Origin of the sequence: Paenibacillus mendelii (assembly GCF_024498075.1) — a bacterium.
GTDB lineage: Bacteria > Bacillota > Bacilli > Paenibacillales > Paenibacillaceae > Paenibacillus_Z > Paenibacillus_Z mendelii.
Map to the genome: position 1 here is coordinate 81286 of NZ_JANHOF010000006.1, position 14490 is coordinate 95775.

Genomic DNA, 14490 nt, shown 5'->3' on the forward strand with positions numbered 1-14490 from the left:
CGTTCGGCTGCAGGCTGCATCCGTTTATGAACCGGCCCATCCGCCTATTTTCTTCATTTTTTCAAAACAGGGGGAATCAACCATGAAAAGACTTTTGTCCACCGCGCTCGTGCTGTTGATCGCGCTCGTCGCGCTTGCAGGCTGCACGGGGAAGAACGAAGGAGAAGGGAAGCCGTCCGAACCTTCGGGCAAGACCGGAGACAGTACCGGCGCCGGCGGTGACGCCAAGCTGGAGGAGGTGACGCTGAAAATTATGATTCCCGGCGACCGGCCGCCTGATATGGATTTGGTCATCGCCGAAGCGGAGAAACGAATGAAGGATTCGATCAATGTCAAGCTCGACGTCGTGTTCGTGCCCTGGTCCGATCTGGCGCAAAAGACGCAGGTGACGCTTGCTTCCGGCGAAAACATTGATCTTATCTTCGATGCGCCGTGGCTGCACATCAATCAGATGATTGCAAGCGGTTTCTATGAGCCGCTGGACGACCTGCTGGCCGAGTACGGCAAGACGGTGCTGGAGAAACGGCCTCGGCAAATGTGGGACTACAACAAGTACGGCGGCAAAATTATGGCCGTTCCGCTCGGCGTCAGCTACATGTCCGGCAATTCCTACATGGTGCGCAAAGACATTCGCGAGAAGCTCGGTGTACCGCCGATTAAAACCTATGAAGATTTGATCGCTTTCGCCTACAAGGTGAAGGAGCAGGAGAAAGGCATCATCCCGATGACCGCAGGCTCCGCCACTTATTCATTTGTCGCTCACCATGCGCTGAACGATTACGAAACTCATGTCAGACCGACCCACGCGCTGGGCAACAGCCTAATGCTCTACTACAAGAACAATGACGGCAAAGTTTACAATTTGCTGGAGGAGCGGGAGCCGATCGGAACGTGGCTGGCGAATACGCACAAATGGTTTACCGACGGACTGATTTTCAAGGACATTTTGACGACGAAAGATTTTCACCAGCCGATCTCGGCAGGCAAAGTGGCAATCGTCACGAACGGCGCGTTCGGCATCGGCGATCCCCTCAAGAACACGTTCAAGAACAACGTACCGAACGGCGAGCTGGAAACGGTCACCTTCTTTAATCCGGAGAAGGGCGCGAACATCACCAACTTTAAGCAGTGGAATTTCCTGGCCGTTCCGAAGGTAAGCAAAAACAAGGAGCGGGCGATTATGTTCCTAAACTGGGCGAACGAGAAGGAAAACTACGACCTGCTCTCTTACGGCATCGAAGGGAAGCATTGGGAAGCGGCAGGAGAGGACAAAATGAAAAACCTGGATACATCCGGCTACTCCGCGTTCGGCTACGTCTGGCTATGGAATCCGTTCGATGAGCGCAGTGTTGTAGGTGGCGATCCGCAGAATGAGGAGATGGATGCCGTGCTTCGCGATGCCGACATGTTCACCACCGATATTTTGGCCGGCTTCGAATTCGACAGTACCCCGGTGCAAAACGAGGTCAGCCAGTACAATACAGTTGATGGGCAATATTACACGGCGCTGTTCAACGGAGTTATCGATCCGGAGGATACATTGAAGAAATTCGAAGCGGAGGCCGGCCCCGCCCTCAAAAAAATTCAGCAGGAGCTACAAAAGCAGATCGATGAGTTTCTGGCGGCGAAGGAGCAATAGAACCGAGCTGGCACCTCCCTGGATTGCACTGCACTTTGGCGGAGGGGCCTCTCGTTATCGGTAGTAAGAAACGCAGCCGCAGCGAAGGATAGTCTGATTTCACGAAAGGGGGATCATCAAGCATTCACCACAAAATGGGTATAGGTTTCAGGTATTTCTGTACTCGAGATAAAAAAAGGAGCTGATCTGGATGATTTTGAATAAAAAATGGGGATCCTTCCTAATGGCAGCAGTTTTGCTGATGACCCCGGTTTCTGCGTTGCAGGCGAACTCGCCTGTTACGGCTGCGTCCGCAAATCAGGCAGCATCATCGGCAGCGGAGCAGATGAATTTCCGTAATCTCGCGGCAGGCCTCCCGTACGAATGGTCCGAAGCGCCAGAAGCGTCGCATCCCGATGACGGATACAAGCTTACGGATGGAAAATACGGCACATTGGATATGAATGACCCGGCATGGGTAGGACATCTGCGCGGAAAAACGCGTGAAGTCGTATTCGATCTGGGTGAGGAAAAGTCGATCGGGAAGATTACCGCTCGTTTTTTTCAAGACTATCCTGCGAATTCGATCCTCGTTCCGTTGTCGGTATCGATGTATGTCTCCGACGATAAAGAAAATTGGGGGCTGCTTTCCCATAACGCCACCCAGCTGCTCTGGGGAGAAGGACCGCCCAGACAAGAGACCTTTGAATGGGATGGCAGCCGGGACGGAATCAAAGGCGGGAATACGGATGGCAAGCTGGCTTATGCCCGTTATGTGAAGGTAGCCTTTACGATGCATCATTCGCTATGGGAATATATTGACGAAATCGAAATTATGGGTACGGACGGCAAGGTTGACGGGGCAGTAAAGGTTCCGGCCGAGCAGCCTCATTTTTTGGAGCCGGGGGAAGCTACAGCCGGTATACGGAATCTGAATCTGCTGTATAACGGACATTACGCGAATGGTTTGGGCGATTGGAGCAAGGAACGGATTATCCCTAACATCAGCTATGTAAATAAAGACGGCGAGCCAGTCGATTGGCTCTTTGACGGCGTTCTATATCTCGGGATAGCTTCGCCTTCCGGCCGCGATTTCGGTCTTGGACATGCGAATCTGGACGATTGGAAATGGTATTTGGATAAAACATTTGCAGCCTCGGGGGATATGCAGCAGTTGAATGAGGCTGCCAAAGAAGTCGGAGCCAAGCTGACCCAGCCTGATCATAAAGTCAAGACGGTGTTAATGATTCCGAATCCCAGGAATCCTTAACGGATTTCGGCGACATTGACGGTAGCGGTTCATTAAATTTCAACGACTCCGCCGCAGGCAAAGAAAAGGCGTTTGAAAACAGAAAAAAAGCGGTGCAGTGGTGGCTGGATCAGGTCCGGCAAAGATGGCAGGCTGAAAACTACTCTAATCTTGAGCTTGTCGGCATGTACTGGATGCCGGAACAAATCGAGATATCCGAATCGGGACCGGACATGATTCTCGCGGTGACGGAAAAAGTGCACGCCATGAACATGAAGGTTTTCTGGATTCCTCACTCTTTGGCTTACAAAATGTTTATGTGGAAAGACGTCGGGGTGGACGCCGCCGCCTACCAGCCGAATTACTTCTTTGGCGGAATGGATTCCGACCGTTTGGAAGATGCCGCGAATAATGCAAAGCGGTACGGGATGGGGAACGAAGTTGAATTCGATGACGGGATGCTGACAGATCCCGTACTCCGCGAGCGTTTTATCGAATACTTGGACAGCGGCGTCAGAAGCGGTCTGATGCAAAATGGTTTCAGAGCTTACTATCAAGGCAATAATGCCGTGTACAACTTGGGGGCAAGCCAGGATCCGAATTTGCGCTTAATGTATGACTGGCTGTACCAGTATTTGAACGGAACGTACGCCATCGACAGCAGCCCGGCGCCGGAGACGATGGCGGAGCTTGTACACCGTTATATTTCGTCGAATGAAATCAATTCAGCCTTTGGCAATGAGTTGTCGTATCGTTTGCAGATTATCAAGCAGCTTCTGGACGAAAACAAACCGAATGAAGCTGTAACATATATGCAGGATTTTCTCGCGCATATTCATGACCCTGCCGTCCAAGCGCAAGGGTTGATATCGGTCTCGGCAGCATCGGTGCTTGATTCCTACGCCCAAGTTCTCATTCAAGCTTGGTCTGACGGCTGGGGTCTCAGCAATCTGGTTCTTGGCCAAACCTATACGATTTCGCGGCGGGCTAACAGCAACTATCCCGATTCCGGGAACGAACTTACGAACGGCCAATTCGGCGGTGAGGATTTCCGCAACGAGCAGTGGCAGGGCCATGCGGGAAACGACTACCCTGAGGAACGAAGTCGCACAATCACATTTGATTTGGGTGGCGACAAATCGATCGGTCAAATTAAAGCCCATTTTCTTCAGGATAAAGGGCCTGGCATCTATTTCCCTCAGAACGTCACGTATTCCGTTTCATCGGATGGGCAATCCTGGAGCAAGCTGGCAACCGTTTCTCCGACACCATCGCAAAATGGCGCCTCGGCCGAGTTCATGAGATGGGACGGGGCAAAAGACGGTGTGCCGGGGAATGCGGGAGCCGATAAAGTGTATGCCCGTTACGTCAAAGTCGAATTCCCGGTCAACGTCTGGGTCTTCCTCGATGAAATCGAAGTTCTCGGCATTAACGGCAAGACTGACCAGACGGCTCCGGTCACAACCGCTGCAGTTTCGCCGGAACAGCCGGATGGGCAAAATGGCTGGTACAAACAGCCGGTAACGGTCAGCCTGACGGCTGAGGATAAGGAAATCGGCATTGCGCAAACCGAATACAGCCTGGATGGCGGAACGAGCTGGCAGACCTATACGCAGCCGCTTGTTTTTGACAAGGATGGCAGCTACAGCATCAGCTACCGTTCGACAGACAGCGAAGGAAACGTGGAAGAGGCGAAGGCGGTTAACTTCAAGATCGATGCTGCAGCTCCTGTCATCACGATCGCCGCGCCGGTCGACGGGACTTATACGAGTGCTGATAAATTAACGCTGCAGTTTGCGGTAAGCGACGCTTTATCTGGCGTAGATGCCTCGAAGACTGTGGCGATGCTGGATGGAAAAGCGGTGCAAGCCGGTTCTGTGGTCGACTTGTATCATTTGGAGCCGGGAGCGCATGAATTTACTGTTACGGCCGCTGATTTGTCGGGCAATACGGCAAGCAGTGTCGTTCGTTTCCAAGTTGCCGCCAGTCTGGACAGCTTAAAGGCGCTGGTGCAAAAATTCTATACCGACGGCTGGATCGACAATAAAGGGATCGCAAACAGCCTGCAGAGCAAGCTGGAGCAAGGCAATGCAAAAAGCTTTATCAATCAGGTAGAGGCGCAAGCCGGAAAACATATCGCCAGCGAAGCAGCAACGATTTTGCTGCGCATCGCGCGGGCGCTGTAATCAACCTGCAATCGCAGGCGGCGGGCTGTCCCAAATGGGCAGCACCCACGTATGACTATCCCGAAAATAGGACGAAAAAGCCGCAAACCCCACGCTAAGAGCGGGATTGGCGGCTTTTTCTATAATTGAGCTTTGAACGCGGGCAACAAGCCTTTCCGACTTCAACTGGCTCCAAGTAAGCTGAAGCTGGAAAGGCTTATGATGAGCTGCAGCTGAACTAATTGTAGCTGGCACACCAGACACGCGCTTTATAGATTGCTCCACCTGGAAGCACTACCTTCTTCTTAATGGCAAACAAATCAACAGTGTCCGTACACCAATCGTTGAGCTGCAACCGGTTTCAGCCCGTACGAGCTGATCTGGAACCGTAGATACAACGCTCGTTCATATCATCGTAAACTTTTCGCAAATCATCATTCCGCTGTAGTTGATCCGCCAGCCGGCGGAATGGCAAGCAAAGAGCGGCAATCGTTGAGCACCCTTTCGGGACGATAAAACGTCACTGGGGCTATACATACTTTTTAACACGAGGGTTGGCATCAGTAGGCACTGAGACCAATACCTTATTAATCACGTCTTCGTAGACCTCACTGTAAACGATTGTTGGGTCTAAATTACCGCTCAACATCCCAACCCGTGTGCGACCGCGTCATCCAAAATGGCAGAACTACACCCCTCTAGTCCCGAATGCAAACGCAGGAAATCAAATTGGAATTGCCAACGCGGACAAAGGAGCGTAGAATCGTTTGGTAGAAGTTCGCGACATGCGGCTACAGGAACAACGAGGAGATTGTACATCATGATTCAACGAACGAAGCTGCAGACGGGTCTGCTGATTGTATTCTTGGTTATCGTATGGGGCGTGAACTGGCCGTTATCGAAGATCGCGCTTGCTTACGTGCCGCCGGTGCTGTTCTCCGGAATTCGGACGCTGCTCGGCGGCTTGCTTCTGCTGCCGGTCGCGCTCACCAATTTCGGGAGAATGCGCTTTAAGGAAACATGGCCCATCTATCTCATGTCAGCCTTATTGAATGTGGTGTTATATTACGGTCTGCAGACGATCGGGCTGAACCATTTGCCAGCCGGGCTATTCTCGGCGATCGTGTTCTTGCAGCCGGTGCTGGTCGGTATTTTTTCCTGGCTGTGGCTGGGCGAATCCATGAATGGCATCAAGCTGACCGGTCTGCTGCTCGGCTTCGCCGGTGTTGGCATTATAAGCAGTGGAGGCTTGGCCTTTCATGTGTCTGCGATGGGGATCCTGCTGGCTTTGGGAACGGCGCTCTGCTGGGCGCTGGGAACGATATATGTGAAGAAGAAGGGGCCGCTCGCGGACCCCATTTGGCTCGTCACGCTGCAATTGATGATAGGCGGGCTGTTCATGACTTCTGCGGGCTCGATGATCGAGAACTGGTCCGATATCGACTGGGATCCAGCCTTTGTGGCATGCCTGCTTTTCATCGCGGTGTTCGTCATTGCCCTCGGCTGGCTGGTCTTCTATAAGCTGATCGCTGCCGGAGAGGCGAGCAAGGTCGCCTCCTATACATTCCTTATCCCGCTCGTATCGATTCTGTCCAGCGCAGTCTTTCTCCGCGAATCGGTTACGCTCACACTGCTGGCTGGACTGCTCTGCATCCTTGCGAGTATTTATATGGTGAACAGAAGGGCGTAAATGTACTCAAAGCAGCGATTCCTTCTTACGCTTTACTCGCCATGTCTGCGATCTGCTGAAGCCAGGCTTGCCGTGTTTGTTCATCCGAGCCCGGTACCGATTCGAAGAATAGATGGTATAAGACCTCGAATCCGCAGTATTCGAAGATTCCTTTATCGGAAGTCAATCGCAGCGCCTGATCCATGCCGCTCTTGGCGTATTCCACATGCGACTTTCCTTGCGTATTAAGAATAACGGCTTTTTTACCTTTAAGAAGACCCATTTGGACGTCGTTCACATACTTATAGGCAAAGCCGTAAGAGAAGACACGGTCGATGTATCCCTTCATGATGGCCGGAAGCCCCGTCCACCAGATGGGATAGATGAAGGTGACGACATCGGCCCATAGCAGATGTTTCTGTTCCTGAAGGATATCATCGCCATTACCGCCAAGGAGCTCGCTGCTGCTGACAGCAGGCTGAAAACCGATGGCGTATAAATCCCGGACCACCACGTCATGACCTTTCAATTGAAGGCCATCGACAGCGGTTTTCATCAGGGCGTGATTAAAGCTCTTCGGGGATGGATGGGCGATTACGATTAAATGATTCATGGAATAGGCTCCTCTCAATTTGGGGGGAATTAGGATAGTCGTTCATTTTAGTCGGCCGTTAGTTTATTGATTGATCAATAAATATTTCTCAAAAAAAGAATGCTAAGCTCCATTCTTTTTCTCTGCAATGCCCCGCGGTGTTAGCTCCTTCGAGTCTAAGGCGAGGGCAACATTGCATAACATCCCTCTGGCCATAAAATCAGCAGCTCGTTGTTCGCAATCTTGAATGCCGGCTTCTCTGAATTTGTGCAGCGCATAGTCTTTGATCCGACATAGTCCTTGCTGCATAAGATCTTGAACAGCCGGTTCACGGATCGCCAAAGCTTGAACTTGAAGCAAAATCTCTTCTTTATGAGTATTCATTAACCCCTCATATGAAGTAATCATTGCTGCTTCAATCGTTGCAGAATCGCCCGTAATGTTCGAGAAGGCTGTGACAATTCTATCCATAGCCCGATCCAATGCAGCGAGCAACAGCTCTTCTTTGCTTTTGTAAAAATTGTATACATAGGGCTGTGAAATCTTCGCGTGCTTCGCGACGTCTGCCGTTGTAGCCTTGAAGTAGCCCTTATATGCAAAAACATAAACGGCGGCTTCGAGAATCTCTTCCTTGCGTGAGGAAAGCTTATCCATGGGTTCGTATTCACCTCCATTCGTTTATTGATTAATCAATCAATAACTCGTAAAGCCAATTTAACATAATGTTCCGGCCTGCGCAAGGTCTATTTTCAACTCCATAAAAAAAGGTTCTATCGTGCTTGTCTGGGTCCCCGGAACGTAAACGGCATCAGCTGCAAAGCTTAGCATCACTTTGTGGGGTCCAATATGGAACATGCCTCCGGCAGGATGCCCGAACCACCAGAAGTCCAAGAATCATATAAACACTCTCATATAAATATAGGAACGGCTTACGATGAGAGGATGGTAATGATATGAAGAAGTTTTACAGGAAAAAGATACCGGGAACAAAATTCACTAGATTTCTACAATTAAATCGAGGTAAAATGGCTGCTTTCTCTATGACGTTCAAGGATAATCCGGAATGGAAGGATAAAACTTTCAAAGGTATTATTGAGATCGCCGGAAGGGGCTACACGATTATCGCGGATCCTGAAACAGGTATGCGTTATTTGCTGCTGACAGTTGATATCGATTACATTACGTTCGATGAGCCTGTGGAGTCGCTGACCAGAAAAAAATAAGGCTATGTCCCTGAAAAAAGACAATTGCATCATTTTTACGTTGTGCTATAATAAGATCCAACTAAAACATCAGATTGTGATGATGAGGAAAACGTACAGGGCTCTTATGCCCAGAGAGCAGAGGGATTGCTGGAACCTTTGCCATAATTCCCGCGTACGAAGTCGCCTCGGAGCTGTTGATTCGAAAGCCGGACCGGTTCGGCCAGTAGTCTCAAACGGAGTGGCACACGTTACTGTGCTGCAGGTAAGGAAGCTTCCTTACCTCATGAGGCTGAAGATCGCAAGATTCTCAGCAAATCAGGGTGGTACCGCGAAAATAACCCCTTTCGTCCCTTAACCTGGCAGCATGCTGCCGGTTGTGGATGGAAGGGGTTTTCTGTATATATAGCGCAATAGGCGATGAAGAGAAAAACGTACAGGAGCTCTTATGTCCAGAGAGCGGGGGGAACGCTGAAACCCTCGCCGTAATCCTCCCGTACGAAGTCATCTCGGAGCTGTTGATTCGAAAGCCGAACCGGTCTTGGCGAGTAGTCTCAAACGGAGTGGCACACGATATCGTGCTGCAGGTAAGGAAGCTTCCTTACCTCATGAGGCCGAAGCTCGCAAGATCCTCGGCAAATCAGGGTGGTACCGCGAAAATAACCCCTTTCGTCCCTTAACCTGGCAGCATGCTGCCGGTTGTGGATGGAAGGGGTTTTCTGCGCGCATGGCGTACTTCTGCGCCAGGCGAACGGTAATGAATGATCCATGAATAAGTTGAGGAGGTCTTCATGATGAATAAAGCGGAACAAATTACGGGATCCGAGGTCCTTCTGCGCGGCTTGCTGGCGGAAGGGGTTGAATGTGTATTCGGGTATCCGGGAGGCAATGTCCTGTACATTTATGACGCGATGGTCGGCAATCCGGATTTCAAGCATATTCTGACCCGTCATGAGCAAGGTGCCATTCATGCGGCCGACGGCTATGCCCGTTCCACAGGGAAGGTAGGCGTATGCCTTGCAACCTCGGGGCCAGGGGCCACCAATCTAGTCACAGGCATTGCAACGGCTTATATGGATTCGGTACCGATCGTGGTCATCACAGGTAATGTGCCTACAGCTGTTATGGGGACAGATGCCTTTCAAGAAGCAGATATCGTAAGCATCACAATGCCCATAACGAAGCACGGATATCTGGTTCGTGATGTTCATGACCTGCCGCGAATCATACAAGAGGCTTTCTATATAGCAAACACCGGAAGAAAAGGGCCGGTTCTAATCGATATTCCGAAGGATGTATCCAATCAACTGATGCGCATACAACCATCCGGACCCATCCAATTACGCGGCTACAAGGGCGCTCCGCAGCCGGACCGAACGGAGGTCGATAAACTCATTCAAGCGATTACCGAATCGGAGAAGCCGGTCATCATTGCCGGCGGAGGGGTGGTGCATTCGAATGCTTCTCAGGAGCTGATTGCGTTCGCGGATCGAACGAGAATTCCCGTAACCACAACGCTTCAAGGGCTTGGCGGATTCCCCAGTGCTCATGAGCTTTGGCTTGGGATGCCCGGCATGCACGGGACCTATGCCGCCAATACCGCCATTCAGAACGCCGACCTCATCATCTCGATTGGCTCCCGGTTTGATGATCGGGTCACAATGAGGCTGGATGGCTTTGCTCCGCAAGCCAAGAAAGTCGCCCATATTGATATTGATCCGGCCGAGATTGGCAAGAACGTACGAACGGACATTGCCTGTATCGGCGACATCCAAGCCGTCCTGGCCTATGCGATTACGAAGGCCGGGCCAGCTCGTTCAGGCAGCTGGATCGAGGAAATCGTGAATAACAAAACACGATATCCGCTGCAATACAAGGATTCCGATACCGTGCTAAAGCCGCAATATGTTCTGGAGATGATCAGTGAAACCACGAACGGTGAAGCGATTATTACAACGGATGTCGGCCAGCATCAGATGTGGACCGCACAGTTCTACAAATTCAACCACCCTCGTTCACTCCTAACATCAGGAGGTCTTGGCACGATGGGATACGGGTTCCCGTCCGCCATCGGGGCTCAAATCGGAAATCCAGACAGGCTGGTCGTATCCATCAACGGCGACGGGGGAATGCAGATGTGCGCGCAGGAATTAGCTGTATGCGCGATTCATAACATCCCGGTCAAGATTGTCGTCATTAATAATCAAGTATTGGGTATGGTCAAACAGTGGCAGGAGCTGATTCATGACAACCGTTTAAGCCATATCGAACTGGCGGGAAGCCCGGATTTTGTCAAGCTGGCCGAAGCCTATGGCGTTAGAGGGCTAAGAGCGGGAACCAAACAAGAGGCGCTGGAAGCTTGGCAGGAGGCGCTGCGGACACTGGGGCCCGTGCTGGTGGAGTTCACGGTGCCGTCAGAGGAAAATGTATATCCGATGGTATTCAGCGGCGATACATTAGATCAGATGAAATTGGGGGATATGGCATGATAAAGAAGCATACGATTTCAGTCTTAGTGAACGACCAGCCTGGCGTTCTGCAGCGTGTCTCGGGATTGTTCGGCCGGCGCGGCTTCAATATCGACAGCATCACGGTTGGGAATTGCGAAGAGGCGGGGCTGTCGAGAATGGTCATCGTGACTGCCGGCGATGATCGGACGCTGGAACAAATAGAGAAGCAGCTGTTCAAGCTGATTGACGTGCTGAAGGTTAACCATCTTAAGGATCATGCCATGGTAGCCAGGGAGCTTGCCTTGATTAAGGTAAAGGCGGAGCCGTTGAAACGACCGGAAATTGTCGGTATAGTCGATGTATTCAGAGCTTCGATTGTCGACATCGGCTCAGCCGATATGATTATTCAGGCAGTAGGGGATCTCGACAAAATAAACGCGATTATCGATTTGCTGCGCGTGTATGGCATTGTGGAGTTATCTCGCACAGGCACAACTGCATTGATGCGAGGGAATGCAGCGGTAAAGTAAAGGGAGGAGCGGGTGTATGAGCGTATGCCGTACGTTTGCAGATGCGGAATTAATGGCTAAGAACGGGATCGAGGGTATCGTAAGTAAGGCGCTGATTGCGGAGGATGCCGCCTCGGTTATTCAGGCCGGGGACGAGATCAGGAAAGAAGCGTGTGTCACGATATTCACGGACGAAGGATTGAACAAGTCCGATCATTATGTGGTGGAATGCTTATCCCCATCGGGCACACCCTATATTCTCTGCATGGGTGTCGGCAACGGGAAGGCTTTAATGAACTATGGGCCTGATGAAATGCTCGCCTTCCGTGAAGAATGCGAGGACAATGGCATCAACATCGATCCGGGAAAGCCGCTGCTGGCTTATTCCTATCGCGGGATCGCGCGTTTGAGTAGTTAAGGATGTTAAACAAGAATTGAACAGCCCAATAAGTAGTCGATATAAACGGCTTGCTCCAGGGGGCAAGCCGTTATTTTATACGTTGCAGAGAAACTTCAAGAGGGATTTGATTCGCGCCGCTTGCGAAAGGGCCGCCATAGTTGGTGTCTTATGTTGATTGTCCCTCGTGAAGAGATAGAGGGATGACAATTTGTTCTAGTGTGGAAGGATCGTGCATGGATCGCAGCAGCAGTTTAACGGCCTCCGTCCCCATTAGTTCGAAATTTTGTTCAATCCAGGTAAAGTAGTCATTCTCCAAGCCCCTAATTTGGGGATTGTCGAAACAGATGATTGCCAGATCCTCGGGGATTTTTTTCCCAAGTTTGACTGCCATCTTTGCGGCACAAAGAGCCGTTTCCGGTGAAAAGGCGAAAACCGATGTAATCGTTGGTTCGTTTTGCAGCCATTCAAATATCATTTCCTTCCTATTATTTTCGTCTGGTAAGGAGGCATCATCGATTTGAGTCAGCCAGTAATTGGGCTCCAGTCTAAGCTGATTTTTCTTGGCAGCATCCAAATAACCGCGGAAGCGGTCCTCCGAACTGGATGTTTTGGACCGATTTAAAGATAAAATGCCAACATGTTTATGTCCCTTGCGAGCCAAATAATCCGTTCCGATATGACCTCCATCATAATTGTCGGAGTAGACGGCATTCGTTTTAATTCCCGGAAGATAGCGATCGACCAGAACAAATGGAAAGCGGTCCGATTTGAGCCTCAAAATTTCATCGCTGTAAGCCTCCCCGTCAACTGGAAAGATAATCAATCCCTCGGCACCCGCATCAATCATCTCACGGATGGCGAAACGCTCCTCCGACTGGGTTAATACCGATTTAACCATTAGCATAAGCCCTTCGTCTCGGCATGATTCCTCTATTCCGCGAAACAATTGGATGCTTAGTTTATCTCCGAGCGGAGGCATTAAAAAACCGATTTTTACTTTGTTCTCCAATAGAAGGTCTTTAGCTTCCTGTTTTTCACCTGTGGAGACGAAAGACCCCTTGCCGGCTATGCGAAAAACAAGGCCCTCATCTACCAAAAATCTCAAGGCGGTTTTAATCGTCATGATACTGACTTGAAACTGGTCCTTCAGTTCCAATTCTGTAGGAATCTGATCGCCAGGTTTAAGTATGCCCATCTCAATTTGATTTTTTATATATTCTCGGATTTGAACGTAAAGCGGTGTGTTTTTTTCTTGATCTCTCATGAAAATCGCTCCATTTGGTTTCGGTAATTTTATTATAATATTAGGTATTAATATAATATTGTATCAGAAGATTTGGAAAAACTCCAACTGTTTATCTGATCCAACGAATATGCTTTTTAAAAATTAGGTACTATGGGAAACTAATCATGAAATATGAATCAAATATTATAATATATTATATTGACATGATATTTAGTTTAATATATGCTCAACTTGCGTAAATGTTCTATTGCGTTTGAACTATACACATGCCGGTCGACGGGGAGGGGTGAACGGTATCGAATTGGAATTAACGGCTAGCGGAGTGGAAAGCCGGAAGAATGTCGGAAAGGAGCTAGCATCCGTGCAAATTAGAAGCGCGTATATGAAATCGCCCTGGGAATGCATGCTGCGAAAGATTGATTTGCCAGACCAGATCCCCGATAAACATGTGTTGATACGGGTTGAAGCGTGCGGCATATGCGGTACGGATTTGAGCAATGCAGAGGAGAACATGGACGATTGGCAGCCATTCGGCCATGAAATAGCCGGAGTCGTCGAAAAGCTGGGTTCCCATTGCGAAGGGCTGCAGGTCGGTGACACCGTCGTTTTGGAATCGGCCGGATTTTGCGGGACTTGTGATTTATGCCGCAACGGAAGGGTGGATTTATGCAATAAGGCGCCTCATTTTTGGAATGCCGGACCTTCCATGGGGTTCAGTGATTACATGTTTGCACCGGCTTGCGGCGTGGTGCGCTACGACGGTCTTACGCCCGATGCGGCCAGTTTGGCGGAACCGGCTGGAGTTGCTTATGACATGGTAAAAACAGCGGACATCCAGCATGGAGATCGGGTTTGCATTATCGGCCCAGGTCCGATTGGATTGATGGCGATCCCCATTGCGCTGCGAAGCGGTGCGGATAAAGTGGTTTGCGTCGGAAGGACAAGAAATCATGCGCGATTGGAAGCGGCTGCAAAGCTGGGAGCTCAAGTAGTGGCCAGCGACCGCTCTATTGTGGAGCACGCGGAACTTCACCGTCAATTTGATCGTGTGCTCGTCACTGCACCTGTTCAAATGATTCCGGAAGCGATTTCATTGTTGGCCTACGGGGGGATTATGTCCTATATCGGAATAGGGAGCGGATCCGGAATGATTCAATTCGACGCGAACGATTTCCACTACAGAAAGCTCCAGCTCCGAGCAAGCTTTGCCAGCCCGGCTCTTTACTACCCGATCGTTCTCAAGATGCTGAAGAATGGCACGATTCCAGCCGATTTGATCATTTCTCATCGAATGCCGCTTGCCGACATCGAAAAGGCGATGACCTTGTGCAAAGAGGATAAAGGCAAGACGGTCAAAGTCGTGATTACGCCTTAACGGAATTGAAATAAA

The 14490-nt window shown here is 50.2% G+C and carries 12 protein-coding genes and 1 pseudogene; 9 read left to right on the plus strand and 4 right to left on the minus strand.

What is annotated here, in order from left to right:
* The first annotated feature begins 82 nt into the window (after positions 1 to 82).
* The 3 genes and pseudogenes from NNL21_RS19955 (at position 83) to NNL21_RS19960 (ending at position 5053) form a co-directional block, all read left to right on the plus strand.
* Positions 83 to 1639 carry an extracellular solute-binding protein gene (locus NNL21_RS19955; RefSeq protein WP_204819726.1) on the plus strand — a complete coding sequence of 519 codons (1557 nt, stop codon included), beginning with the start codon at positions 83 to 85 and terminating at the stop codon, positions 1637 to 1639.
* An 814-nt stretch (positions 1640 to 2453) separates the two neighbouring features.
* Positions 2454 to 3436, plus strand: a pseudogene (locus NNL21_RS37045) (DUF4855 domain-containing protein); the annotation flags it as partial.
* Between the two features lie 111 nt (positions 3437 to 3547).
* Positions 3548 to 5053, plus strand: coding sequence for an OmpL47-type beta-barrel domain-containing protein (locus tag NNL21_RS19960; protein WP_507176566.1), 1506 nt, complete (start codon positions 3548 to 3550; stop codon positions 5051 to 5053).
* Here the strand turns inward: NNL21_RS19960 and NNL21_RS19965 are convergent, their stop codons facing one another.
* A complete protein-coding gene (locus tag NNL21_RS19965; protein WP_204819727.1) occupies positions 5054 to 5317 on the minus strand; it encodes a hypothetical protein in 264 nt (87 codons plus the stop codon).
* Positions 5318 to 5852: 535 nt separating this feature from the next.
* On the opposite strand from NNL21_RS19965, the gene NNL21_RS19970 reads away from it, so the two are divergent.
* Entirely contained in the window at positions 5853 to 6722 is an 870-nt protein-coding gene (locus NNL21_RS19970) for a DMT family transporter (protein ID WP_204819728.1), read from the plus strand.
* 25 nt (positions 6723 to 6747) lie between these two features.
* On the opposite strand, the gene NNL21_RS19975 is transcribed toward NNL21_RS19970, so the two are convergent.
* Both NNL21_RS19975 and NNL21_RS19980 read right to left on the minus strand, forming a co-directional pair.
* Positions 6748 to 7314 carry an NAD(P)H-dependent oxidoreductase gene (locus NNL21_RS19975; protein ID WP_204819729.1) on the minus strand — a complete coding sequence of 189 codons (567 nt, stop codon included), beginning with the start codon at positions 7312 to 7314 and terminating at the stop codon, positions 6748 to 6750.
* A 102-nt stretch (positions 7315 to 7416) separates the two neighbouring features.
* Complete coding sequence (locus tag NNL21_RS19980; RefSeq protein WP_204819730.1) at positions 7417 to 7947, minus strand: TetR/AcrR family transcriptional regulator; 531 nt, start codon at positions 7945 to 7947, stop codon at positions 7417 to 7419.
* 299 nt (positions 7948 to 8246) lie between these two features.
* Between NNL21_RS19980 and NNL21_RS19985 the strand changes: the two genes are divergently transcribed.
* The 4 genes from NNL21_RS19985 (at position 8247) to NNL21_RS20000 (ending at position 11872) form a co-directional block, all read left to right on the plus strand.
* The gene (locus tag NNL21_RS19985; RefSeq protein ID WP_204819731.1) at positions 8247 to 8516 is read left to right on the plus strand and encodes a spore coat protein GerQ; all 270 of its coding nucleotides are present in this window, start codon (positions 8247 to 8249) and stop codon (positions 8514 to 8516) included.
* Positions 8517 to 9286: 770 nt separating this feature from the next.
* Positions 9287 to 10984, plus strand: a complete 1698-nt coding sequence (ilvB, locus tag NNL21_RS19990; RefSeq protein WP_204819732.1) for a biosynthetic-type acetolactate synthase large subunit — start codon at positions 9287 to 9289, stop codon at positions 10982 to 10984.
* On the plus strand, positions 10981 to 11475 hold the full coding sequence (ilvN, locus tag NNL21_RS19995; RefSeq protein ID WP_204819733.1) for an acetolactate synthase small subunit: 495 nt from the start codon (positions 10981 to 10983) through the stop codon (positions 11473 to 11475). The genes ilvB and ilvN overlap by 4 nt, the downstream gene beginning before the upstream one ends.
* Before the next feature lie 16 nt (positions 11476 to 11491).
* Positions 11492 to 11872: a hypothetical protein gene (locus NNL21_RS20000; RefSeq protein WP_204819734.1), complete on the plus strand. Its 381-nt coding sequence runs from the start codon at positions 11492 to 11494 to the stop codon at positions 11870 to 11872.
* A 148-nt stretch (positions 11873 to 12020) separates the two neighbouring features.
* Here NNL21_RS20000 and NNL21_RS20005 read toward each other — a convergent pair whose 3' ends face one another.
* The gene (locus NNL21_RS20005) at positions 12021 to 13118 is read right to left on the minus strand and encodes a GntR family transcriptional regulator (RefSeq protein WP_204819735.1); all 1098 of its coding nucleotides are present in this window, start codon (positions 13116 to 13118) and stop codon (positions 12021 to 12023) included.
* A 343-nt stretch (positions 13119 to 13461) separates the two neighbouring features.
* On the opposite strand from NNL21_RS20005, the gene NNL21_RS20010 reads away from it, so the two are divergent.
* Complete coding sequence (locus NNL21_RS20010) at positions 13462 to 14475, plus strand: zinc-dependent alcohol dehydrogenase (protein WP_256555351.1); 1014 nt, start codon at positions 13462 to 13464, stop codon at positions 14473 to 14475.
* Positions 14476 to 14490 lie beyond the last annotated feature (15 nt).

Bases quoted from the DNA above. Each gene is read 5' to 3' on its own strand.
- NNL21_RS19955 (WP_204819726.1), top strand. From the start codon at position 83: ATGAAAAGACTTTTGTCCACCGCGCTCGTGCTGTTGATCGCGCTCGTC.
- NNL21_RS19960 (WP_507176566.1), top strand. From the start codon at position 3,548: ATGGCGGAGCTTGTACACCGTTATATTTCGTCGAATGAAATCAATTCA.
- NNL21_RS19970 (WP_204819728.1), top strand. From the start codon at position 5,853: ATGATTCAACGAACGAAGCTGCAGACGGGTCTGCTGATTGTATTCTTG.
- NNL21_RS19975 (WP_204819729.1), bottom strand. From the start codon at position 7,314: ATGAATCATTTAATCGTAATCGCCCATCCATCCCCGAAGAGCTTTAAT.
- NNL21_RS19980 (WP_204819730.1), bottom strand. From the start codon at position 7,947: ATGGATAAGCTTTCCTCACGCAAGGAAGAGATTCTCGAAGCCGCCGTT.
- NNL21_RS19985 (WP_204819731.1), top strand. From the start codon at position 8,247: ATGAAGAAGTTTTACAGGAAAAAGATACCGGGAACAAAATTCACTAGA.
- ilvB (WP_204819732.1), top strand. From the start codon at position 9,287: ATGATGAATAAAGCGGAACAAATTACGGGATCCGAGGTCCTTCTGCGC.
- ilvN (WP_204819733.1), top strand. From the start codon at position 10,981: ATGATAAAGAAGCATACGATTTCAGTCTTAGTGAACGACCAGCCTGGC.
- NNL21_RS20000 (WP_204819734.1), top strand. From the start codon at position 11,492: ATGAGCGTATGCCGTACGTTTGCAGATGCGGAATTAATGGCTAAGAAC.
- NNL21_RS20005 (WP_204819735.1), bottom strand. From the start codon at position 13,118: ATGAGAGATCAAGAAAAAAACACACCGCTTTACGTTCAAATCCGAGAA.